Below are 22,764 nucleotides of genomic sequence, written 5' to 3' on the forward strand. Positions count from 1 at the left end.
CCTGTTCATTCACATTTTTTGATGGGCGATATTGAATTTGATGACCTTTCTTATAAGTATGGTTTTGGACGAGATACCTTAACAGATATTAATCTCACGATTAAGCAAGGAGATAAGGTTAGCCTAGTTGGAGTCAGTGGTTCTGGTAAAACAACTTTAGCCAAAATGATTGTCAATTTCTTTGAACCCTACAAAGGGCATATTTCCATCAATCATCAGGATATTAAAAACATTGATAAAAAAGTCTTGCGCCGTCATATTAATTACCTACCCCAACAAGCCTATATCTTTAATGGCTCTATCTTGGAAAACTTAACCTTGGGCGGTAATCATATGATTAGCCAAGAAGATATTCTAAGAGCTTGTGAATTAGCTGAAATCCGTCAAGACATTGAAAGAATGCCTATGGGCTATCAAACTCAGCTCTCTGATGGAGCTGGTCTATCAGGAGGACAAAAGCAACGAATAGCCCTCGCTCGTGCTCTTTTAACTAAAGCTCCTGTTTTAATACTAGATGAAGCTACTAGCGGTCTTGATGTCTTGACTGAGAAAAAAGTTATAGATAATCTTATGTCCCTAACTGATAAAACCATTCTCTTTGTAGCCCATCGTCTCAGTATAGCCGAACGAACCAACCGTGTCATTGTTCTTGACCAAGGGAAAATCATTGAAGTTGGTAGTCACCAAGAGTTAATGCAGGCGCAAGGCTTCTACCATCATCTATTCAATAAATAAGGAGAATGTCATGAATCCTAATCTTTTTAGAAGCGTCGAGTTTTATCAGAGACGTTACCATAACTATGCGACAGTATTAATTATACCTCTTTCATTACTGTTTACTTTCATCTTGATTTTCTCCCTTGTTGCCACAAAAGAAATTACTGTTACTTCCCAAGGGGAAATCACCCCTACAAGTGTCATTGCATCTATTCAGTCGACCAGTGATAATCCTATCCTAGCTAATCATTTAGTGGCAAATCAAGTAGTTGAAAAAGGGGACTTACTTATCAAATACTCTGAAACAATGGAAGAAAGTCAGAAAACTGCCTTAGAAACTCAATTACAAAGACTTGAGAAGCAAAAAGAAGGACTTGGAATTTTGAAACAAAGCTTAGAAAAAGCGACTGATCTTTTTTCTGGCGAGGATGAATTTGGCTACCATAATACCTTTATGAATTTTACTAAACAATCCCATGATATTGAGCTAGGTATCTCAAAGACTAACACCGAAGTTTCAAATCAAGCCAATCTTGCCAATAGCAGTTCATCAGCCATCGAACAAGAAATTACAAAAGTTCAACAACAAATTGGAGAATACCAGGAGCTGAGAGATGCTATCATAAATAAAAGAGCACGCTTACCAACTGACAATCCGCACCAGTCAATTTTGAATCGTTATCTTGTAGCCTCACAAGGACAAACACAAGGAACTGCAGAAGAGCCATTTTTATCTCAAATTAATCAAAGTATTGCAGGTCTGGAATCATCTATCGCAAGCCTCAAAATTCAGCAAGCTGGTATCGGAAGTGTAGCAACTTATGACAATAGTTTAGCGACCAAAATTGAAGTACTTCGTACTCAATTTTTACAGACAGCTTCTCAGCAACAACTAACCGTGGAAAATCAATTAACAGAATTAAAAGTACAACTAGATCAAGCGACACAGCGCTTAGAAAACAATACCTTAACCGCTCCAAGTAAAGGTATCGTTCATCTGAACAGCGAATTTGAAGGTAAAAATAGAATTCCAACTGGTACAGAAATTGCTCAAATATTCCCTGTCATCACAGATACAAGAGAAGTACTAATCACTTACTACGTATCTTCTGACTATCTACCTCTACTAGATAAAGGACAAACTGTAAGATTAAAACTGGAGAAGATTGGAAATCACGGCATTACCATCATCGGCCAACTTCAGACAATTGATCAAACTCCTACCAGAACAGAGCAAGGTAATCTCTTTAAATTAACCGCTCTTGCAAAACTATCTAATGAGGATAGTAAACTCATCCAATACGGCTTACAAGGTCGCGTCACTAGTGTAACTGCAAAGAAAACATATTTTGATTATTTCAAAGATAAAATGTTAACCCATTCTGATTAATTTTCAGATAACACTCTAGAACTATTTATTATCTTATCAAAAAGGAGAATCATAACATGGATAAGAAACAAAACCTAACTTCATTTCGAGAACTAACAACTACCGAACTCAACCAAATTACAGGTGGAGGATGGTGGGAAAAACTCTTACATGAAACAATTTTAAGTAAATTTAAAATCACAAAAGCACTTGAACTACCTATTCAGCTATAAAAAATAAGACCGAGTAACAAGAACTCTCGGTCTTATTTTTTATCATTCTGTATGTATTATAGTAAACACCTGACGAAAGACTTGATTTTGGCAGGTGGTATTTAGACTGGTATTAGGATGACTTTCCACAATTTTCATAACGGTATAGAGACCAACTCCTCTCTCCTCCCCTTTAGAACTTGCTCCAAAGGAGAAGATTTCAGAAAGATCGATGCTCTCTTCTTTGATGGAGTTTTCAATGATAAAGGTCTCCTGTGCTCCATTTTTAAAAAAAGCGATTGAAACATGAGGTTGACTAGCCTCTGCACTGGCTTCAATAGCATTGTCACAAAGGATAGACACAATGGTTAGAAAATCAAGCAGACTCATCCCCTCAACCTGAATCTCCTCAGGAACTTCGACATTAAAGATAATCTTCTTATCTCTCGCTTTTAGAAATTTCCCTGCTAGGAGACTTTTGAGGGCACGGTCACGAATATTCACCAATCTGCCCAGGTCATATTTATTGTCCTGCAATTTTTCACTAGAATCCTTTAAGACCGAGTCGTAAACCTCTTTTATCTGTTCCATATCCTCCTCTTCAATGCCCAGACGTAAGCTGGTCAAAAGATTGGTATAGTCATGGCGAAAACTCCGAACTTCCTTGTAAAGTTCCTCTATATGCCGACTATAGCGTTCCATATCTCTATAGCGCAAGACCTGCTCTCGGTTCAGTTTTCCCTGAAGTTTTTCCTTCAAATAGGTATCTAATTTCTTGATAACCCCCATAAAAAAGAGTAGATAAAATACTAGAATGAAATGGCGAACTGTCGTTGATTGAATACCTTGTCGGTATTCAAGGTAAGATAGACTTTGCATCACTAGATAATAAGCCCCCATTACCCAGTTAATCTTAGTAAGAGACTTTTGAAAACCTTTATCTAGAAACTCCTTTCTCAAGCTAGTGAAATCATAGTCTAACCATTTCAAAAAGACTAAAACTATGAAGCAAACGAATATCATAATCAATAAAAAGATAGGATTGCCATCCCCATCTACAATTCCTTGCCCCAAAAATGGAAGCACAAAATAGGAAACACCTCTGTAAAAGAGCTCTACTAATATCATTGGGAAGAGACCATAAAAAATAAGGTTTTTTTTAGGAAGCCCTCTTAACAATAAGAAAGATAGACCTATACCGAACAAAGGTTCTATAAAATAGGACAAATATTCACTTACATCCAAAAATTGAAAAGTCGCAAAAATGGCCCCTAGAAGAAATTTCAGAAGAAAAGCTTTAAAAATCCTCTCAAAAGTGAGACCAATTCCATCTACCTTAAAGAAAATGACAATTTCTAATCCATTAATAACAAGAAAATACAACAATATCCAAGCAATGTTCATAAACTCTCCTAGCTCAGTGTAATTTATTGATGGCCTCAGACACTTCCCTGACCTTATAACGCGCAATTAGACAGCTTCTCCCATTGGGAAAGAAAAGCAGTTTTTCTTTCTTATCCAAATGCACCACATTTGCAGGATTGATGAGAAAAGAGCGGTGGCACTGCAGGAGACGAGGCTCCTGCTTAAGAATCTCCTCTAAACTCGCTGTAAATTCCAGTCTGTCCGTCTCGGTATAGAGAATGACATGATGAGATTTGGGCGACGTTTCGAGATAGTAAACCTCTTTAAAAGGATACTGGAATTGAGCAAATCTTGATTTAAAATAAAAGCAATCTTCCGCTAGACTCTTACTGTCTTGACCATTGGCATAGAGGAGGGCTGTCTCGATACGAGATTCAAACTCCTCTGCTGACAAGGCCTTATCAATATAGTCCAAAGCAGACACTTGGTAGCGAAAGGACAGGGGCATAAACTCCGAGTGAGTCGTCACAAAGACAATCAGGGCATAAGGATCCCGATCCCGAATCTTTCTAGCCACTTCTAGCCCCTTCATCTCCTCATTTCGAATCTCAATATCCAAAAAGAATAGCTGATGCGCCCCCTTCTCATGCACCTCTGCCAGCAGTTGGTCTGGCTTGCCAAAGACCTCAAAAGAGCTGGGAGTGATATGATGTTCTTTCAAGAGTTTCTCAATTGTCGTTTCAATTCTAGCTTGTTGGGAAAAATCATCTTCTAAAACAAATATTCTCATCTTCTTACTCTCCTTGTTTCAACCATTTTTGACGAATTTCTCTATAGCGACGTCTAGCATACTTGACAGCGTATTGACCTTCTTCTCCAAGAAAAAGGATTCTTTCTTGAAAATCAATCGATTTTAATTTATCAAGATTGACCAAACAATTTCGATGACACCTCATCAAGTTTTCCCCATATTGGTTCTCAAGATTACTTAAATTTTGAACCATATTAAAACTAGCCTCTTCTGTAACAATCTGTACGGTATGGGCTTTAGTTGGATGTGTTTGGATATAGTAGATATCGTCAACGTTTACTTTATAGACTGTTTTCTGTGTCTGAATAATCATATGTTTCATTGGATTCTCCTCCTAAGAAAAGAATAACAGAAAAGGTCTAACACAAGCCCACCCAATCCTAAACAGTCTTTGAAAACTCCTAAAAGGACTATTTTTCTACAACATCATGATGAGCTTACAACTATTTTATCATAAAATCTTAACAGTACCATTCAGGAAATTTCAAGGACAATTAAAGATTTGAAGGTGAAAAAGGAGATAAAAGTGATAAACTGACAGTATCAAAATACAATTGCTAGAAGTAAGACTGGCACCCAGATTAAAGGAGGAATTCTCATGACAGATGCAGACCCTATCAAAAGAGCTCAGACTTTGATTACTGACTTAAACAAAGCCTATCAAGCATGCAAACAGGCAACGGCTGACGACATACGCTTTCAGGAGCAATTAAATTCTATTCTTGGTTTTCTAGCCAAGGCTGAGACAGTGGATAATCGAGTCTTGATTGAACTGGAAAAATTTTACCAGACTTCCAGTCTTCTCATGGGACTCAGCGCCCTCAATCCAGACGCTCCTACTCGCGCCGCTTGGCGGGCCTATGACCGCTTCCACTTTGACCAAGTCAAGACCAAGTTGAGCCTCTATGGACCAACCATTATCTTGTAGTAACTAAAAAGAAGCTGAGACAAACCGAACTCAACTTCTTTTTTAGTGTCATATAAGCAAGATTAGTCCTGCATCTGACGTTTTACCTGATAAGGTAAGTACAAGACTAGTAAAACCAAACCTGCTCCCAGCAAGGCTAGAAGGGCTAGTTTTTCTTGGAAGGTAATCAACCCAACAACTAATTCCACTACTAAGACCAAACTGGTCAATCCTCGGACTACCGCCTGCAAGCCTTTTTCCTTTTGCCCCTTGTCCAGCGGAAAGAGTTGGGTCAAATACTGGTAGTCAAAGGCATGATAGAGGGCCAGCAACTGGAAGAGCAAGAGGTAGTTAAACAGCACTACCACTGCTGTCGCAATCCAAGCTTGCTCGATAAAAATCTGCGCCAGAACGGAAAGCAAGAGCAGACGAAGACTGAGCGCAAAGAGGTCTCCATTTCGCAAATAAGAACGCAGATAGAGATTTTGCCAAATCTTTCCAGGCACCTTCTGAACAGCCTTTAGGATAAAGTCCAGATAGGCACGACGCTTGACGCTGTTTGAAATCCCCTTGACCTGCGTAAAGAGGGCAAAGAAACGAAGCAAGACTTGCTTACGCTTGCTTTCTTGGGAAATGACATAGTCCCAATCCAGTCCAGTTTCCGTGAAAAATTTGCTGGCCTTTTGACGAAAGAGGAAATATTTACCTACTCCCAATAAAAGCACATAGACCAGAAAAACAGGCAAGCCATAACCCATGGCTAAAAATAAGGGCGCAAATAACAGCAAGAAAAGGGTCTGCACAAAGAGCCAAAAGACTAGGGAAATGCCAGTTTGACGCTTGAGATGGAGTTTGATTTCCTCTTCTCCGACTAAGAGGAAGAGCTTGTCTGGAGCCTCCATATAGGTGGCAATTCCACCCCAAAGCAAAAGCAAAACAGAGATAATTCCTACAAACAAAAGGATAGGCCAATGATTTTCAGGAAAATCTTGCAAGAGTTGACTGTACTGGTAGGCTAGAAAGCCCAGCAGAACAAGCAGGAACAAGACAAAGTGGTCATTGAGAACATAGCGCAGATAACCGACACACTCCTTACGAAAAGCCTGCTTTCTCTTTAAAAACAAGTCTTTCATAGCTCCTCCTCTTTGGTCAGAGCCAAGTAAATATCATTCAAACTAGCCTCAGGCATATCAAAGGCTTCGCGCAGTTGCAGGAGATTTCCCTTGGCACGCACCTCACCCTTGTGGAGAATGACAAAGGCATCACACATCTTTTCCGCAGAATCCAGCACGTGGGTACTCATGAGAATGGACTTGCCCTTTTGCTTTTCCACTTCCAAAAGCTGAATCAAGTCCGCAATAGCCAGCGGATCAAGACCAAGGAAAGGCTCATCCACGATGAAAAGACTCGGATCCACCACAAAAGCACAGATAATCATGACCTTCTGCTTCATCCCTTTTGAAAAATGAACAGGGAACCAGTCTAATTTCTGATCCAAACGGAACATTTTTAACAAAGGTTCTACTCGCTTAAAAGCGACTTTTTGCTCAATCCCATACGCCATAGCAACCGTTTCGATATGCTCTCTGAGTGTTAATTCCTCATACAGACTAGGTGCCTCGGGAATGTAACCAATTTGCTTGCGGTAGCTCGTTGCATCTTCTTGCAGGGTTAGACCATTGATATTGATGGAGCCACTATAAGGTATCAACAGACCAATAATCTCATTGATTGTCGTTGATTTCCCAGCACCATTGAGACCAATCAAACCGACCAACTGCCCACTTTCAACGGTAAAAGATACATCTTTCAAGACAGGGACATGGACATAGCCACCTGTCAGATTTTTAATTTCTAACATATTTTCTCCAAATCTGGTATAATGTAGCTATATTATATCAAAATTCAATACAGTAGAGGTAGATTTTATGTCAGATTGCATTTTTTGTAAAATCATCGCAGGGGAAATTCCTGCTTCAAAAGTATATGAAGATGAGCAGGTTCTTGCCTTTCTTGATATCTCTCAAGTGACACCAGGACACACCTTGGTCGTGCCAAAAGAACACTATCGCAATCTTTTGGAAATGGACGCTACTAGCGCCAGCCAACTCTTTGCCCAAGTGCCAAAAGTGGCCCAAAAAGTCATGAAAGCTACTAAGGCTGCTGGTATGAATATCATTGCTAACTGTGAAGAAGTCGCTGGGCAAACCGTCTTTCATACCCACGTTCACCTCGTGCCTCGCTACAGTGCGGACGATGACCTCAAGATTGATTTTATCGCCCACGAACCAGACTTTGACAAACTTGCTCAAGTAGCTGAAACTATCAAAAATGCCTAAGGAGTTGCTATGAAATTATCCAACCTACTGCTATTTGCAGGAGCTGCAGTCGGAAGTTACCTGGTCACAAAAAATCGCCAAGCCATCACAGATGAAGTCTTGAATACCACTGACCGCGTTCAAGCTATCAAGGATGATGTGGATATTATCCAAAACAGCCTGCAAATCATCGACCAGCAAAAAGAACTCATCAAGGAATACCAAGAAGACCTGACTTACAAGTTTAAAGTTTTGGAAAAGGATATACAGACTAGACTAGCTGTGATAAAAGAAACACAGGAAATGGAAGATAAGTAAAAAGAGCCCAACGGCTCTTTTTTAAAATGTAAACAAGTTATATCCCATCAACTATACATCATAATTTAGAAAACTCATACACCATTTCATAACTAAATCGAAGACTTTCCGCCGTAATGAAAACACTTGAAACAGCTTGGTTTCAGGTGTCCGGAAACTTTGAGACCTAGGCTCAAAGTTTAGGTATGGAACTTCGAAGAAGGTCGCTACCGTCCGTCATTACTTAAGGAAAGTCTTAAAAAATCTATAAACAAAAAGAGCCACTCGGCTCTTTTTGTTTATTCTCCTTCAAAGGCATCTTTAATATGATCAAAAAATCCTTTTTTCTTTGGATTTACTTTTAAATCACCAGCAGCTGCGAATTCTTTCAAGGCTGCTTTTTGGCGGTCGTTCAATCCTGTCGGAGTCACGACATTAACGGTAACGTATTGGTCACCAACTGCACCTCCACGAAGGCTTGGAGCTCCTTTACCACGTAGGCGGAATTTCTTACCAGTCTGAGTTCCCTCTGGGATAACCAATTCAACATCACCGTGAACAGTTGGGATATCAACTGTGTCACCAAGAGCTGCTTGGACAAAGTTGAGGTTGAGATTGTAGAAGATAGTGGTTCCTTCACGTTCAAACTTATCGCTGGCTTCCACAGAAACCACTACATACAAATCACCATAAGGTCCACCATTAAAGCCAGCTTCACCTTGACCTGCTAGGCGGATTTGTTGACCTGTTTCCACACCAGCAGGGATTTTCACATGTACGCTATGGGCTTGTTTTTCATGACCTGTTCCGTGACAAGTTGTACATGGATCTTTGATTTCTTTTCCGCGACCATGACAGACATCACAGGTTACTTGACGACGCATCATACCAAGCGGAGTCTGCGTATCGACGTTAATAACACCAGCTCCATGACAGCGTCCACAAGTGACTGGACTTGTTCCTGGCTTAGCACCTGAGCCATTACATGTACTACAGCTTGCTTCACGATTGTACTTAACCTCTTTTTCAGCTCCAAAAATAGCTTCTTCAAAGGTCAAGTTTACACGATACTGGAGGTCATCCCCCTGACGAGGAGCATTTGGATTGCGTGAAGCACCGCCTCCGCCGAAGAAACTTGAGAAGATATCTTCAAAACCACCGAAGCCTCCTGCCCCATCGAAACCGCCGAAACCACCAGCTCCACCAAAACCACCGTTGGCTCCAGCAGCACCGTATTGGTCATAGGCAGCACGTTTTTGGTCGTCACTCAAAGTCTCATAGGCTTCTTGAACTTCCTTGTATTTTTCCTCAGCACCAGGCTCCTTGTTGATATCTGGGTGGTATTTCTTTGAAAGCTTACGATAAGCCTTTTTGATCTCGTCTGCCGAAGCGTTTTTTGACACCCCCAGACGATCATAAAATTCAGTATTGTTCATAATTCAAGATACAAAGGGCGTCAAACGGACACAGCCAAAATAGGAGTTTTGACGACGGACGCTTGCGTCCTAGAAAAAACTATCTTTTTGGCACAGTCCGTAGCCCGTGTTCAGTTACGAACACCCTTGTTCCTTTCTATTGATATTGTGAATCAAACCTCGATTTAGATCGGGTTCAATTCCTTTCTTTTATATCGATGAGACAAAACCCAAATAAATCAGGTTTTATCCCTTTTTATCGAAAAACAGAGGCTGGGTTGCAACCTCTGGATTTCTTCTTATCATTACGACGTTCGAGTTTTAAAAATCAAACTAGTAATGCTAAATCGAGCACGCCCTAACCTCTTGGTGAAAAAGACAAATCTTTCTAGAAACTAAAGTTTCTGCGTCAGATTTCCTATTTTCACTGTGAGGTTTTAACGGGCTTTGCATCTTACTTTTCAGTAAACTCTCCGTCTACGACGTCATCGCCTGCGTTTCCTGTTGCTTGTGTGCCTTCTGCCCCTGCTTGAGCTTGTTGCGTTGCTGCGGCTTGTTCGTAGAGTTTCACAGCAAGTCCTTGAGCTTTTTCGTTCAATGCTTCGAGTTTCGCTTTCATGTCGTCCAAGTTGTTGTCTTCTTGAGCTTTCTTAAGATCATCAAGAGCAGCTTGAGCAGCGTCACGTTCTGCATCAAAGCCTTTTCCTTCAGTTTCCTTGATTGTCTTTTCAGTCGCAAAGATAGCTTGGTCTACTTCGTTACGAAGGTCAACTTCTTCTTTACGTTTCTTATCTGCTTCAGCGTTAGCTTCTGCATCTTTCATCATGCGGTCGATTTCTTCGTCAGTCAAACCTGAGTTAGATTGGATCACAATTGTTTGTTCTTTTTGAGTTCCAAGATCTTTGGCCTTAACAGATACGATACCGTTCTTGTCGATATCAAATGTTACTTCGATTTGAGGAATTCCACGAGGTGCAGCTGGGATGTCTGTCAATTGGAAGCGTCCAAGAGTCTTGTTATCTGCTGCCATTGGGCGTTCACCTTGAAGAACGTGGATATCAACGGCTGGTTGGTTGTCTGCTGCTGTTGAGAAGACTTGTGATTTAGATGTTGGGATTGTTGTGTTGCGATCGATAAGTTTTGTAAATACTCCACCCATTGTTTCGATACCAAGTGACAATGGTGTTACGTCAAGAAGGACAACGTCTTTAACATCACCAGTGATGACACCACCTTGAATCGCAGCACCCATAGCAACTACTTCATCAGGGTTTACTGATTTGTTTGGTTCTTTACCAGTTTCAGCTTTCACAGCTTCAACAACGGCTGGGATACGAGTTGAACCACCAACAAGGATAACTTCGTCGATTTCTGACAAGCTCAAACCTGCATCTGAAAGGGCTTGACGAACTGGAACTTTTGTACGTTCAACAAGGTCACGAGTCAAATCGTCAAATTTAGCACGAGTCAAGGTCATTTCCAAGTGAAGAGGTCCAGCTTCACCAGCAGTGATGAATGGCAAGCTGATTTGTGTTGAAGTTACACCAGAAAGGTCTTTCTTAGCTTTTTCAGCTGCATCTTTCAAACGTTGCATTGCCATCTTGTCAGTAGACAAGTCAATACCGTTTTCTTTCTTGAATTCTGCTACCAAGTGGTCGATGATTTTTTGGTCAAAGTCATCACCACCGAGTTTGTTGTCCCCTGCAGTTGACAATACATCGAATACACCGTCACCCAATTCAAGGATAGATACGTCGAATGTACCACCACCAAGGTCGAATACCAAGATTTTTTCTTCTTTGTCAGTCTTGTCCAAACCGTAAGCAAGAGCTGCTGCAGTTGGTTCGTTGACAATACGTTCTACTTCAAGACCAGCGATTTTACCAGCGTCTTTTGTTGCTTGACGTTGAGCGTCGTTGAAGTAAGCTGGAACTGTGATAACTGCTTTAGTTACTTTTTCACCAAGGTAGTCTTCAGCATAACCTTTCAAGTATTGAAGAATCATAGCTGAGATTTCTTGTGGAGTGTATTCTTTTCCGTTAGCAGAAACTTTTTCAGAAGTTCCCATCTTAGATTTGATAGAGATTACTGTATCTGGGTTTGTGACTGCTTGACGTTTTGCGGCATCACCAACGATGATTTCTCCGTTTTTGAATGAAACTACAGATGGAGTTGTGCGGTTACCTTCTGGGTTTGCGATGATTTTGCTTTCAGTTCCTTCAAGAACTGCAACTGCTGAGTTTGTTGTACCTAAGTCAATACCGATAATTTTAGACATGTGTTTTTCTCCTTAAATTTTAATTCGAATTTTGATTTTTTTGATATTCCCCTTAAGTGGTGGGGACGTGTGCAACTCCCTTCGGGATTTCATCACTTATTTTTGAGCCTATTGTCTCAAAAATCCCCTGTTTCAGTAGCAACAACTACTGAAACTTTCACCACGGCGGGCAATATCTTCCTCGCAAGCCTCCGGCTTGCTTTTTATCTTTCCTTCATAGTTTATTGTCGTTTCGGACAAGTTCTTAAGTTCTCTAGCCTAGTTATATACTACCACCATGGCTGGGCGTAGGATGCGGTCATGGAGTTTGTAGCCTTTTTGGAAGACTTGAGCGATGGTGTCTGCTGGGTGTTCATCGTCTGCTGGGAGAGTTTGGATGGCCATGTGATAGTTATGGTCAAATTCACCGTCAGCTGCGATTTCTTCGATTCCTTCTTCTTTCAAAGCGTGAATCAAGCTCTCTTGCACCATCTCCAATCCTTTTTTGACATCGTCTGTCAAACCTTCAACTGCTAGTGCACGTTCTAAGTTGTCAAGCGACGGTAAAATTGCTTTTGCCAGATCTTGGCTACGATAACGTTGCAAGTTTTGACGTTCTTCATTGGCACGGCGTTGAATATTCTGCATTTCTGCATGAGCACGAAGATATTTGTTTTCGAACTCATCCGCACGTTCATTTGCCAAGTCCAACTCAGACTTCTCAGGAGTTGTTTCCACAACTTCCTCTTCTTTCATTTCTTCGTTTTTTTTATCTTGGGCCATTTTCGCCTCCTTTAATGATTTCAAAATTAATTTACTTCGTAATGATTACTACTGAGGTAGCGATAAAAATCCGTCAACTTCATCGTCAAAACACGATTGACCACATTGACTTGGTTGACCAATTGCTGGTAATCCAGATTGACCGGACCGATAATTGCCAGAATTCCAAAACCTCGATAAGGAATGAGGAATTTACTGCTAATCACTGCTAGGTTAGCTAGACAGGATTCCTGACTGTCCGCAACACGGACATTTTGCATTTGATCTTCATGCAGACCTTCACGAATCTCTAGAGCCACCTTTTGCGGTTGGTCAAAGAACTGATAGGCTGCTAGATTGGCAAAATTCAAGAGATTGACCTTGCCCGACACCACAATGTTTTCGTTGAACATTTCTTTAAAAATATGTTCAAAGAGATCCATGACATTGTCCGTTGTCGTAAAGTAACGCTGGATAATCTGCGGAATCTCCGTCCGAATCTTGTAGTGAATATCCAGAACGGTATGACCGAGGAAACGTTCCTGAATGATGCTCTTCAATTTCAGCAAATCTTCCTGTAAGAAGTTTCTTGGAATCAGAAATTGACTGGTAACCGTTCGCGACTCGTCTAGGGTAAATACTGCCAAGGCTGTATGTTGCCCCAAAACAACGATATCAAAGGCTGTCAACCGTTGCCTGCTCGGCTCAACATCCAGTGCTACTACCGTACAGCCACTCAGGTCTGTCAGTAGATTAGCAGCCTCTTGCAGAATATCCTCCAGTTTGAAGAATTCCTGATCAAAAGCTTTGACAATCTCGTATACCTCATTTTCAGCCAGTCTGTCAAAAGCAAGCGAGTGTTTCACATAGTACTGAAATCCCGCGACACTTGGCATCCGACCGCTTGAGGTATGAGCCTTCTCAAGCAAACCCTGCTTCTCTAGAGCTGCCATGTCATTACGAATGGTAGCACTACTAGAATTGATAGACTCTTGTAGCGCCTTGGATCCGACAGGTTCGTGCGTTTTGGTAAAGATGTCAATAATCAGATTTAAAATATCCTGCTGACGCTCTGTAACCATCTCATCACTCCTCTCTGTCCGATCGATTAGCACTCTATGCATCCAAGTGCTAACTCATGATTCTATTATACACCCTTAGAAGAGAATGTCAAGACAAAAACTCAAAAAATTAGCACTCTTTTACCAAGAGTGCTAAAAATCAGTCTGAAGACCTAGAATCTCACTTCTCATCTACTTGGTATTTCCTTTTAAGTCTGAAAAAACCATAGATTAGATAAGAAATCAAGCAAGCGTATAAAAAGAGAATAATAAAGAAAGACTGAGACAAATTTTCTCGATACAAACTCATGCAAACAACAAGACCACCTGAAAAAGTGGCTATACAGGAACGAAGTCTAGACCGCATAACTTCCCATCTGAGACCCTTACTCATATAGACTTTCTCCTCTGAAAGGATATCAGAAGTTGGTTTACGAAGAGTCGAACAAAAACCTGTTTCTATCAATTCCCAACCGCTATTTCTAAAATCTTGTAGTTCATGCTCATACTTTTTAAGAAATCTAGAATCATAGATATGATAGATGACATCATCTGGTTGGCATTGTTCAAAATAGAAAAAGCCCAAACGATTAGTTCTATATCTCCAACCTTTCAAGTGCATCTCATGTAAATATTCTTCTTCCTTGTCCAAATCAACAATGGTAAAAATCCGAAATTGTACTTTGCTATTCATTGTCTTACCTCCAAATCAGAAAACATACATGGTTTTATTTTTCAGATAATTCTTTCCACTTTTGACTCAATTTCCAAAAAATATAAGAAATCTGAATCGCAAAAATGATCAATAAAACCCAATCTATTATGAAAATCAAAAATACTTCCCATCTGAAAGAACTACCTCCAGTGACAAACTTTGAGAAAATCGGTAGTAGCGCTGAAAAGAGAAGCAAAATAGGAAGCATCCGCATTGTTAAAATCTTCTTGACTATTGCTAACTTCCCGGTCGCGTCATTATAAATTTCAAACTCGGCATCCGACTCAGCTCCAGAATAAATCTTTCTAAAGTAGGAAAAACCATTAAAGTCTGTAATATGCTCCCAGCCACAGTCTTTAAATAATTGTAAATAGGAGGCTCTCTCTGATTTTTTCATAGGATAAAAGTCCAACTGATAAGATACTTGCTCAGGCTGACATTTTTCAAAAGTATACTTAACTACAAACAATAAAATAGAATAGCTTACTTTCCTAAGTTTCCAGCCCTTAGCATGCATTTCTCTAAAGTATAGAGCTTCCCTCTCATAATCCGCAATTGTAAAAATTCGATAAACAATTTTCTTTTCCATCATACTTCCTCCAAACTGTTTCTATAGAGCCGTTCAATACGTTTCAATTCAATATCTAAGACTTTGCGTCCCAAGTCTGTAATCTGATAGATTTTCCGTTTTTCCTCCTCTCGGACAAAAGAAATCAAGCCATCCTTTTCCATCTTTGACAAGGTTCCATACATAGTTCCAGGACTAATCGAAACTTGCGAATCTGTCATCTCCTTGACCTTTTGCGTAATACTATAACCATGACGTTCCTTTTGCAGACAGAACAAAATATAAAAGCCCGTTTCCGTCATCGGAAGATAGACCCGACGAACCTTATCTGTTAATTCCATTTATAGGCACCTCCTATTCAGTTCGATATATCGCACTTCGTTATATAAAATATATCACAGCTCGATATAAAATGCAAGAAAAAGAGAGAACGATTTCTCGTTCTCTCTTCTTAGACTCAGGAATTAAGAATTCAATTTCTTATTTCCTAAGAGTGGCTTAGTCTTTCTTACGAAGAACAAAAGCTGCTAGACTTGCAAAGGCAAGACCGATGATTGAAAGAAGACCAGATACTGCTGAACCCGTGTTTGGTAACAAGTTCTGATTTTGACTACTTCTTTCTTCTGGTTGACTAGTATTTCCAGAATCTTTAATTGGGGCCGGAGTGAATTCCCAGGTGCCTACGAAGTGTGCGTCTGCTCCATTGATGATTTCAGATGTCTTGTCATAAGACTTGAAGCTCCATGTGCCTTCTGCTGTCTTCACTTCTGTTTGACTTGGTTGAGTTGGAGTTACTTGGCTGCCGTCCTTCAAGTCTGTTTGGTCTGCTGGAAGCAAGGTTTTCACTTCTTGTGGAAGTTCTTTGCCTGGAGTTCCGCTGACAAACTCGTGAACTGCTTTATGAGTCACTGTTGGAACCGGGCTTGCTGTAAATTCCCATGTGCCTACAAACTTAACATCTGATCCATTAATTGTTTCCGATGTCTTGTCGTAAGACTTGAAGCTCCATGTGCCTTCTGCTGTCTTCACTTCTGTTTGACTTGGTTGAGTTGGCGTTGCTTGACTGCCATCTTTCAAGTCTGTTTGGTCTGCTGGAAGCAAGGTTTTCACTTCTTGTGGAAGTTCTTTGCCTGGAGTTCCGCTGACAAACTCGTGAACTGCTTTATGAGTCACTGTTGGAACTGGAGTTGCTGTAAATTCCCATGTACCTATAAACTTAACATCTGATCCATTAATTGTTTCAGATGTCTTGTCATAAGACTTGAAGCTCCATGTGCCTTCTGCTGTCTTCACTTCTGTTTGACTTGGTTGAGTTGGAGTTACTTGGCTGCCGTCCTTCAAGTCTGTTTGATCTGCTGGAAGCAAGGTTTTCACTTCTTGTGGAAGTTCTTTGCCTGGAGTTCCGCTGACAAACTCGTGAACTGCTTTATGAGTCACTGTTGGAACTGGAGTTGCTGTAAATTCCCATGTACCTATAAACTTAACATCTGATCCATTAATTGTTTCCGATGTCTTATCGTAGGACTTGAAGCTCCATGTACCTTCTGCCGTCTTCACTTCTGTTTGGCTTGGTTGCGTTGGAGTTGCTTGACTACCATTAGGTAAATTCTTTTCTGTTGCTGGAAGCAAATCTTTCACTTCTTGTGGCAACTCTTTACCTGGAGTTCCACTGACAAATTCATGGTGTTTTTCGTAAAGAAGAGCAGTGCTCACCTGATTAGAAGGAGCTGATAAGTTATCAACATGCAAGGTTACAGTGTTGTTAATTTTTTCAGGTCCCTTTTCTTCCACTTTTTTGTTTGTAGTAGTATTATAAGTTACAATAATTTCAGCAGAAGAATTTGCTTTTATGTATTCAGGTGTCATTTTAACAGTAACTGTTTGACCTGATTTCTCGATCGTATAGTCACGTCCTTCTTGCAGAGTCACTCCACCTGATTCCACTTTAAGTCCTTGATAATCAAGGCGCTCATCAAAATTCTGAACCATTTCGATAGATGAAGGCGCTGCTAAAAGATCTTTGCCAGGAACCGGAACTTTAAACCTTGCTTTATAAGTGATATTTTGCCCCTCTTTAGCTGGAATCTCTGTAGGATCAACTTCTAGAACAGGGCTAGGATCAAGTTTTTCAACATAGAGACCAAAGACGGCCGAAGCAACCTCTGTTGATGAATAAGCAAAATTCATCCTATTACTATTCGATCGAAGGGCGAAACCAGAGATATTGTTCTCAGAATAGCTACCACTTGTAATCTGAGTCGCAATCCAAGCAGTTCGTTCTCCTTGGTCTTCCTGTTTCAAAACATTGGCATTGTTCATCAGACGAAGATTAACATCATTTTGATAACCTTTAATATAGAAGGTTTCCTTCAAGTTGTTTGCATCCATTGCATCGATATCCGTTGGTTTCATGACCAACTTCAAATCTGTCTCTGAACCATCTGCATAACTCAACTCGGCTGTTACATCAGCATCAATCCAAAATGCTTTATTCATGATGTAGTCATGATTCGCATCTACGTAAGGAACATTACCAATTTCAAAAGCACTACTTTCCCATAATTCAGAAATTGAGAAAAATTCAACAGTAGATTTTTGAGTACTATTCATTTCAGACTCTGCTTGAGCAGTGTTTAGATAGTGAAGAGTTACCTTATTGAATTTTAAGTAAGCATCTACTTGCTTACCATTAACTGTCCCAATATTTGTGAATTTTAGAGAAAGAGGATTTTCAAAAACTTGATCCTGCTTTTTACTTTTATCTACTTTAAGAGTAAAGTTCTCCATCTCGCCTGGATAGGCACCACCCCAGAGATATTCATAGTGGGGATTCGATAAATGAAACTGATCAACAGCCTGTGATTTAGATAAAACACTAAAATTGTTGATGTTCAAATTAAACTTACGAATATCCAAGGTTGAGATATCCGTTTCATTTTTTATTTCTTCTAAAGCCGCATAAGATTGAAGCGGAAGAAGAAAAATAGAAAAAAGTAAAACGACTAGTCCGAGAAAAGCCTGTTTTTTTCTACTGAAAATAGTAGAAAAAGGCATTCTCATGCGATATTTCCATTTCATAATGTACCTCCAAAACTAAAAATGATTATTTGATCATTTCAAAAGAAATATTCATCTCATTCTAACACAAAGAAAGGGAAATTGAAAGCAGATATAAAAAAATATTTACTTTTTTGTATTTCCAGATTGTCAATTTTCGGTGAGAATAATTAAAATATCAAAATTTCAGAACAGGCGTTTACACTATGTAAATAGCTGTTTTATTGTTGAACCTATTATCACTCCATGAGTTTCATAACGTACTCAAGCTACACATAAACATTAATATATTTAATTTTTTATAAAAAAGAACCCAAGAATAAATTCTGGGTTCTTTTTAGTATTTCTCGTACAAAAGATGCTTTTGTACAATTAGAGAGCCTTAGTCTTTCTTACGAACGACAAAGCCTACTAGACCAGCGATAAATAAACCAATCATTGAAAGAAGACTGGTAGAAGCTGTACCTGTGCTTGGTAGAACTTTCTGTTCTTGGCTTGCAGTTTCTTCTTTCTTAGTGCTTTCAGCTTGGTTCCCTGTTGTTGCAGTATCATTCTTATCACCGTTGGTTGTTGTAGGAGTTACTTTCTTAGTTCCAACTTCGACAATCTCATCTACTGCTGGAGTGGTGATTGTGCTTGATTTCTCAACACGACCTGTTTCAACGCCATCTGTGTAAGTCACTGTATAAACAATGGTGCGAACACCCTTCTTACCAACAGCTTTCACTTGACGACTTCCTTCTGGAAGATTTGGATTTGTTACTTCCTTAGTTTGGAAAGCAACTTCTTCTGTCTTGGTCTCTTCCTTAGTCGTTACAACCGCTGCTTTCTTAGTTCCAATTTCGACAACTTCGTCTACTGCTGGAGTAGTGATTGTATTTGATTTCACCTCGCGGCCTGTTTCAACACCGTCTGTGTAAGTCACTGTTTCAACAATGGTACGAACACCTTTTTGCCCAGCTGTTTTCACTCGGCGAACACCTTCGGCTAAGAGTGCATTTTCAACCTCACGAGTCTGGAAGGCAACTTCTTCAGTTTTGGTTACTTCCTTAGTCGTTACAACAGTTTTTGAACCTGTATAAGTAATCTTGTTTTTTGCAACTTTCTTAGTCTTGCGTGAAACTTCTTTACGAGATTTTTCAACACCATCCACTTTTGTCACTTCATAAGTGACTTCATCGATACCTTCTTCACCTTCTTCAACACGCGTTTGACCTTTATCCAGTGCTGGATCTACTTTCGTTTCTTCTTTGAAAGCAACTTTTTCCTCCACAGTCACTGTTTCTTTGGTTTCAACACCTGTTTTCTTAGTTCCAACTTCGATGATTTCTTCTACTGGTTCTTTAATTACTGTTTGGTTCTTTCTATCACGTTTTTTCTCAACGCCATTTACCAAAGTAACATCCCAAACAACTTTCTTCTGACCTTTTTCTCCCGCTTGTTTTACCTTTCGAGTACCTTCAGCGAGGTCTGCATTGTTTTCTGTCCGAGATGGGTAAGGAATCTCCTCAGTAGTTGTGACTTCTTGATGTTCTTCTTTTAAATTTCCCCCAGTGAGAAGTGCCTCAGCCTTAGCTTTTAAAGAATTGTAGCGAGCTTCAAGCGCCGCAAAACTTTTTTGACCTTCTGGACTCTTCATTGCCTTCTTTGCAGTCTCAAAAAAATTCTTTGCTTCTTCTACATCACCCTCTAGGAGTTCTTTATTATCCTCATCTGGACTATTTGTAAAATCCTTAATTGAAGATTCTATACTATCAAGCATTCTTTTGAAAGTATTTGCAATACTTCGCTCTTGGCCATCTGGAATTTCTTCATCTTCCGCTGGTGTTTCTTCTGCATGCACTGTTGGAATTTGATATAAATCTGGAGCTACATGATAAGTGGCTACTCCAAGAGCATTTAAAGCAAGTATAGAAATCCCTAACTTTAATAATTTTTTTCTACTCATTATTTTTTCCCTTAACACTTTCAATATACAGTAAGGAGAAGAGTAAATTTTTCTACTCTCCTCTTACTATATGGTACTAACGTTCAGCTTTACGTTTCCAAACTAGAAGCCCTGCAAGTCCTAGAGCTAGGGCTGCAAGTACTCCAAAGATTGAAGATCCTTCAGAACCTGTATTTGGCAATGTTTTCTTAGGTTCTGCTGGAGGAACGGTTCCACCTGGTGGCGGAGTTTGTGGTTTTTCTGGTGTTGGTGGTGTTGGTGGGAACACCACAACTTTGTTGGTAGTTTTTGGCTTTGGATTATGGTTAAAGCTTACTTCAGCTGTATTTGGTACACCACCAGTGAATTTTGTAAAATCTGTTCCTTCTTTGAAGTTAGTGTAAAGTACAAGACGTACGATACTTCCCTTCAAGGCTTCAAGAACATCCTTATCGCTGATTTCAAAAGTCACAACATTGCTAGTTTCATCGTAAGTAACAGTAGCGATTGCTTCTAAATCTTTACCTACTAATTCACCGCGGTCATTTGAAACTTTAGACAATTTATCAATAGCTGCTTGAAGCTTAGTTTGAGCTTCTTTTAGTTTCTTGATTTCATTTTCAAGTTTCTCTTGCTGTTGTTTCTTATCAGCTGGTGCCAATTCTGATTCTTTCTCAGCTGGTGCTTGAAGTTTAGCCAAGTTTTCTTCAGCTGCTTTCAACTCTGCTTCCAAGCTTGCAAGATCTTGACTTGGCGCGCTAGTTGCAGGTTTCTTATCTTCTGTTGCAGAAGAATCAGATGTAGCTGGAGTTGTTTCTTCAGCAGCTGTTGCTGGAGTAGCTGGTGTTGTAGTTTCAGCTGGTTTAGCTGGCTGCGCTGCCTTAGCTGCTTCCAACTTCGCTTTCAATTCAGCTACTTTAGCTTCCACTGCCTTGAGTTCTTCCTTCTTACCAGTCTCTGTTGAAGTCTCTTCTGTTGACTTGCCTGTCAAAGCTTTGAGTTCTTTCTCAGACTGTTCAAGTTGAGCTTGAAGAGTTGCTTTGATCTTGTCAAACTGAGCATTTTCAACTTTAAGAGCGATACGGTCTTTGTTGACTTTCAAGACTGAATCGATTTTATCAGTGATCGTAAAGCTAGTCAAGTCTGTCTTGATAAGACGACCATATTGATCCTTCTTAGCATTTCCGTTTTCATCTACTGGATCTGTTGGAACCGGTGTAGTGATATCGAAGCGGAAGGTATCTAAAGCGTTTGGTAAGTGGTAGTCTTTATCAGGTTTAGATCCATCTTCTGGCCCAACTGTCTTAGCAGGTTCACCTGGTGTTGGATCTGTTGGTTTTTCTGGGTCACGCGGTTTCACCGTTACTGGTTTTGTTTCCTTGTTACCAGATTGACCATTGGCATCCTTGAAGTTGACAGTTGCTTTGTTTGGTACCAATTGGTCCTTATAAGCTTTCAAATCGCTATTCGCTTTGAGTTTAGCTGGAATATACAATTGGATTTCTTTGAAACCTTTCAATCGAGCGAAATCTTTCACTTTCACAGTGACTGTATTTCCCTTAACACTTGTTTCAAGGGCACCATTTGCATCACGACCATCCACATAGGCTACTGGCGTATCAGCGATTGCCAAGACCGGTTCGAGTGTATCTGTGACTGTGAACTCTTTGTACTTATCAATATCTTTTGGCAAAGTTGTATTGACATTATACATGTATGGTGCGTCGTATTCCACATCCAAGTGGTCCAAGGTACGATTAATCTTCTTAGAAATTTCTGGTTCTGGTTCTTTTGGAACGACTACCGGAACTTTATTCGAATCTTTGTGTAGCCCTGGTTTGTGTGGGAACTTCGCGTCATAAGAAGCTGTATTTGGAACAGTGAATCCACGATCTGTTAGATATGGAGTCAAATCAGCTCCCGCTTTAATCTTCGCAGTGAAGCTCAATTCAACTGCTTGACCACCATTTGCTTTCACTTGCTCTTTTGTAAGTGTCAAGGTAATGGTTTGACCTTCTACCTTGATTTGGCTAGCGTCAAGCGCTTGGCCATTCAAGCTCGCGTTTGCTGAACCTGCATAATCAAGAACAGATTCAAGTGTATCACTTACACTGAAGACTGTCGCATCTGTTGGAACACTTGTTTTCACGTTGTAGGTGAAGACTTGATCACGATCAGCGAGTGTTTCTTCAGCTTTCGTGTTGACATCTTTCTTGATTTCTGGCTCTTCTGGAGTCGGTGGCGTTACTGGAACTTCATTGGAATCCTTAGTGAAGCCTGGTTTGTTTGGAAGATCTACCTTGTAAGCTGCCTTGTTCGGAACCTTGATTGACTTATCTTCTGTTACATAATCAGACAAGTTAGCACCCGCTTTGATCTTAGCGTCGAAAGTTAATTCAACAGCTTGACCAGCACTTGTTTTAGCTTGTTCTTCTGTAAGCGTCAAGGTAATGGTTTGACCTTCTACCTTGATTTGGCTAGCCTCAAGCGCTTGACCATTCAATTTAGCACTTGAAGTTCCTGCGAATTCAAGAACGTCTACTAGTGTATCTGTGACTGCGAAGGCTGTCGCATCTTGCGCTACTGTCGTTTTCACGTTGTAAGTGAAGACTTGATCGCGTTTGTCAAGAGTTTCAGCTTCTTTGCCGTTCACATCTTTCTTGATTTCTGGCACTTCTGGTGTTGGAGGCGTTACTGGGACTTCATTAGAGTCTTTCGTAAAGCCTGGTTTGTTTGGAAGATCTGCCTTGTAAGCTGCCTTGTTAGGAACTTTCACAGTCTTATCTTCTGATAGGTAAGCAGACAAGTTCGCGCCGGCTTTGATCTTAGCGTCGAATGTTAATTCAACTGCTTGACCGCCATTGGCTTTGACTTGTTCTTCTGTAAGCGTCAAGGTAATGGTTTGACCTTCTACCTTGATTTGGCTAGCCTCAAGCGCTTGACCATTCAATTTAGCACTTGAAGTTCCTGCGAATTCAAGAACGTCTACTAGTGTATCTGTGACTG

The 22,764-nt window shown here is 40.2% G+C and carries 19 protein-coding genes and 3 pseudogenes; 6 read left to right on the forward strand and 16 right to left on the reverse strand.

From position 1 onward, the window contains the following. The 3 genes and pseudogenes from blpA to blpC form a co-directional block, all read left to right on the forward strand. A pseudogene (gene blpA / locus ACIY19_RS09670) lies at positions 1–735 on the forward strand (peptide cleavage/export ABC transporter BlpA); the annotation flags it as partial. Positions 736–745: 10 nt separating this feature from the next. Continuing rightward, positions 746–2,107, forward strand: coding sequence for a bacteriocin secretion accessory protein (locus ACIY19_RS09675; protein WP_261079809.1), 1,362 nt, complete (start codon positions 746–748; stop codon positions 2,105–2,107). Between the two features lie 56 nt (positions 2,108–2,163). Beyond that, positions 2,164–2,319 (forward strand): quorum-sensing system pheromone BlpC, encoded by a 156-nt coding sequence (gene blpC, locus ACIY19_RS09680; protein WP_227325688.1) that lies wholly within the window; start codon positions 2,164–2,166, stop codon positions 2,317–2,319. A gap of 42 nt (positions 2,320–2,361) precedes the next feature. On the opposite strand, the gene ACIY19_RS09685 is transcribed toward blpC, so the two are convergent. From ACIY19_RS09685 to ACIY19_RS09695, 3 genes are read right to left on the reverse strand one after another with little or no spacing between them, the layout of a single operon-like run. Continuing rightward, positions 2,362–3,702 carry a sensor histidine kinase gene (locus ACIY19_RS09685; RefSeq protein ID WP_409003302.1) on the reverse strand — a complete coding sequence of 447 codons (1,341 nt, stop codon included), beginning with the start codon at positions 3,700–3,702 and terminating at the stop codon, positions 2,362–2,364. Positions 3,703–3,715: 13 nt separating this feature from the next. Beyond that, the gene (locus ACIY19_RS09690; RefSeq protein ID WP_409003303.1) at positions 3,716–4,453 is read right to left on the reverse strand and encodes a response regulator transcription factor; all 738 of its coding nucleotides are present in this window, start codon (positions 4,451–4,453) and stop codon (positions 3,716–3,718) included. A 4-nt stretch (positions 4,454–4,457) separates the two neighbouring features. Further along, a complete protein-coding gene (locus ACIY19_RS09695; RefSeq protein WP_409003304.1) occupies positions 4,458–4,796 on the reverse strand; it encodes a LytTR family DNA-binding domain-containing protein in 339 nt (112 codons plus the stop codon). 276 nt (positions 4,797–5,072) lie between these two features. On the opposite strand from ACIY19_RS09695, the gene ACIY19_RS09700 reads away from it, so the two are divergent. Continuing rightward, positions 5,073–5,402 carry a helicase BlpT gene (locus ACIY19_RS09700; RefSeq protein ID WP_409003305.1) on the forward strand — a complete coding sequence of 110 codons (330 nt, stop codon included), beginning with the start codon at positions 5,073–5,075 and terminating at the stop codon, positions 5,400–5,402. 62 nt (positions 5,403–5,464) lie between these two features. Here ACIY19_RS09700 and ACIY19_RS09705 read toward each other — a convergent pair whose 3' ends face one another. Both ACIY19_RS09705 and ACIY19_RS09710 read right to left on the reverse strand, forming a co-directional pair. Beyond that, a complete protein-coding gene (locus ACIY19_RS09705) occupies positions 5,465–6,514 on the reverse strand; it encodes an ABC transporter permease (protein WP_409003306.1) in 1,050 nt (349 codons plus the stop codon). Then, positions 6,511–7,242, reverse strand: coding sequence for an ABC transporter ATP-binding protein (locus ACIY19_RS09710; RefSeq protein WP_409003307.1), 732 nt, complete (start codon positions 7,240–7,242; stop codon positions 6,511–6,513). The genes ACIY19_RS09705 and ACIY19_RS09710 overlap by 4 nt, the downstream gene beginning before the upstream one ends. 67 nt (positions 7,243–7,309) lie before the next feature. On the opposite strand from ACIY19_RS09710, the gene ACIY19_RS09715 reads away from it, so the two are divergent. Together ACIY19_RS09715 and ACIY19_RS09720 are read left to right on the forward strand one after the other, a co-directional pair. After that, on the forward strand, positions 7,310–7,720 hold the full coding sequence (locus tag ACIY19_RS09715; protein ID WP_001278320.1) for an HIT family protein: 411 nt from the start codon (positions 7,310–7,312) through the stop codon (positions 7,718–7,720). A gap of 9 nt (positions 7,721–7,729) precedes the next feature. Then, the gene (locus ACIY19_RS09720) at positions 7,730–8,017 is read left to right on the forward strand and encodes a hypothetical protein (RefSeq protein ID WP_409003308.1); all 288 of its coding nucleotides are present in this window, start codon (positions 7,730–7,732) and stop codon (positions 8,015–8,017) included. Between the two features lie 278 nt (positions 8,018–8,295). Here the strand turns inward: ACIY19_RS09720 and dnaJ are convergent, their stop codons facing one another. The 11 genes and pseudogenes from dnaJ to padA all read right to left on the reverse strand — a co-directional run. Beyond that, positions 8,296–9,432, reverse strand: a complete 1,137-nt coding sequence (gene dnaJ / locus ACIY19_RS09725; RefSeq protein ID WP_001066308.1) for a molecular chaperone DnaJ — start codon at positions 9,430–9,432, stop codon at positions 8,296–8,298. A 433-nt stretch (positions 9,433–9,865) separates the two neighbouring features. Further along, the gene (gene dnaK, locus ACIY19_RS09730; RefSeq protein ID WP_261121219.1) at positions 9,866–11,689 is read right to left on the reverse strand and encodes a molecular chaperone DnaK; all 1,824 of its coding nucleotides are present in this window, start codon (positions 11,687–11,689) and stop codon (positions 9,866–9,868) included. Positions 11,690–11,947: 258 nt separating this feature from the next. Next, entirely contained in the window at positions 11,948–12,451 is a 504-nt protein-coding gene (grpE, locus tag ACIY19_RS09735) for a nucleotide exchange factor GrpE (protein ID WP_409003309.1), read from the reverse strand. A gap of 26 nt (positions 12,452–12,477) precedes the next feature. Continuing rightward, positions 12,478–13,512 carry a heat-inducible transcriptional repressor HrcA gene (hrcA, locus tag ACIY19_RS09740; RefSeq protein ID WP_247936496.1) on the reverse strand — a complete coding sequence of 345 codons (1,035 nt, stop codon included), beginning with the start codon at positions 13,510–13,512 and terminating at the stop codon, positions 12,478–12,480. A gap of 160 nt (positions 13,513–13,672) precedes the next feature. Continuing rightward, a complete protein-coding gene (locus ACIY19_RS09745; RefSeq protein ID WP_247931531.1) occupies positions 13,673–14,185 on the reverse strand; it encodes a DUF2812 domain-containing protein in 513 nt (170 codons plus the stop codon). A gap of 34 nt (positions 14,186–14,219) precedes the next feature. Beyond that, positions 14,220–14,795 carry a DUF2812 domain-containing protein gene (locus ACIY19_RS09750; RefSeq protein WP_247931532.1) on the reverse strand — a complete coding sequence of 192 codons (576 nt, stop codon included), beginning with the start codon at positions 14,793–14,795 and terminating at the stop codon, positions 14,220–14,222. Continuing rightward, positions 14,795–15,115: a PadR family transcriptional regulator gene (locus ACIY19_RS09755; RefSeq protein ID WP_000423991.1), complete on the reverse strand. Its 321-nt coding sequence runs from the start codon at positions 15,113–15,115 to the stop codon at positions 14,795–14,797. The genes ACIY19_RS09750 and ACIY19_RS09755 overlap by 1 nt, the downstream gene beginning before the upstream one ends. Positions 15,116–15,272: 157 nt before the next feature. Then, the gene (locus ACIY19_RS09760; protein WP_247943223.1) at positions 15,273–15,371 is read right to left on the reverse strand and encodes an LPXTG cell wall anchor domain-containing protein; all 99 of its coding nucleotides are present in this window, start codon (positions 15,369–15,371) and stop codon (positions 15,273–15,275) included. Positions 15,372–15,428: 57 nt separating this feature from the next. Then, positions 15,429–17,852: pseudogene (locus tag ACIY19_RS09765) on the reverse strand (SHIRT domain-containing protein); the annotation flags it as partial. Positions 17,853–18,213: 361 nt separating this feature from the next. After that, positions 18,214–19,779: a G5 domain-containing protein gene (locus ACIY19_RS09770; protein ID WP_409003310.1), complete on the reverse strand. Its 1,566-nt coding sequence runs from the start codon at positions 19,777–19,779 to the stop codon at positions 18,214–18,216. A gap of 76 nt (positions 19,780–19,855) precedes the next feature. Continuing rightward, positions 19,856–22,764: pseudogene (gene padA, locus ACIY19_RS09775) on the reverse strand (LPXTG-anchored isopeptide-forming adhesin PadA); the annotation flags it as partial.

Source organism: Streptococcus sp. ST14 (assembly GCF_046098195.1).
Taxonomy (GTDB): Bacteria; Bacillota; Bacilli; order Lactobacillales; family Streptococcaceae; genus Streptococcus.

Excerpts from the sequence above, each read along its gene's own strand:
- ACIY19_RS09690 (WP_409003303.1), bottom strand. The coding sequence starts at position 4,453 with ATGAGAATATTTGTTTTAGAAGATGATTTTTCCCAACAAGCTAGAATT.
- ACIY19_RS09770 (WP_409003310.1), bottom strand. The coding sequence starts at position 19,779 with ATGAGTAGAAAAAAATTATTAAAGTTAGGGATTTCTATACTTGCTTTA.
- ACIY19_RS09745 (WP_247931531.1), bottom strand. The coding sequence starts at position 14,185 with ATGAATAGCAAAGTACAATTTCGGATTTTTACCATTGTTGATTTGGAC.
- ACIY19_RS09705 (WP_409003306.1), bottom strand. The coding sequence starts at position 6,514 with ATGAAAGACTTGTTTTTAAAGAGAAAGCAGGCTTTTCGTAAGGAGTGT.
- dnaK (WP_261121219.1), bottom strand. The coding sequence starts at position 11,689 with ATGTCTAAAATTATCGGTATTGACTTAGGTACAACAAACTCAGCAGTT.
- ACIY19_RS09700 (WP_409003305.1), top strand. The coding sequence starts at position 5,073 with ATGACAGATGCAGACCCTATCAAAAGAGCTCAGACTTTGATTACTGAC.
- dnaJ (WP_001066308.1), bottom strand. The coding sequence starts at position 9,432 with ATGAACAATACTGAATTTTATGATCGTCTGGGGGTGTCAAAAAACGCT.
- ACIY19_RS09755 (WP_000423991.1), bottom strand. The coding sequence starts at position 15,115 with ATGGAATTAACAGATAAGGTTCGTCGGGTCTATCTTCCGATGACGGAA.
- ACIY19_RS09750 (WP_247931532.1), bottom strand. The coding sequence starts at position 14,795 with ATGGAAAAGAAAATTGTTTATCGAATTTTTACAATTGCGGATTATGAG.
- hrcA (WP_247936496.1), bottom strand. The coding sequence starts at position 13,512 with ATGGTTACAGAGCGTCAGCAGGATATTTTAAATCTGATTATTGACATC.
- ACIY19_RS09685 (WP_409003302.1), bottom strand. The coding sequence starts at position 3,702 with ATGAACATTGCTTGGATATTGTTGTATTTTCTTGTTATTAATGGATTA.
- ACIY19_RS09710 (WP_409003307.1), bottom strand. The coding sequence starts at position 7,242 with ATGTTAGAAATTAAAAATCTGACAGGTGGCTATGTCCATGTCCCTGTC.
- ACIY19_RS09695 (WP_409003304.1), bottom strand. The coding sequence starts at position 4,796 with ATGAAACATATGATTATTCAGACACAGAAAACAGTCTATAAAGTAAAC.
- ACIY19_RS09675 (WP_261079809.1), top strand. The coding sequence starts at position 746 with ATGAATCCTAATCTTTTTAGAAGCGTCGAGTTTTATCAGAGACGTTAC.
- grpE (WP_409003309.1), bottom strand. The coding sequence starts at position 12,451 with ATGGCCCAAGATAAAAAAAACGAAGAAATGAAAGAAGAGGAAGTTGTG.
- blpC (WP_227325688.1), top strand. The coding sequence starts at position 2,164 with ATGGATAAGAAACAAAACCTAACTTCATTTCGAGAACTAACAACTACC.
- ACIY19_RS09720 (WP_409003308.1), top strand. The coding sequence starts at position 7,730 with ATGAAATTATCCAACCTACTGCTATTTGCAGGAGCTGCAGTCGGAAGT.
- ACIY19_RS09715 (WP_001278320.1), top strand. The coding sequence starts at position 7,310 with ATGTCAGATTGCATTTTTTGTAAAATCATCGCAGGGGAAATTCCTGCT.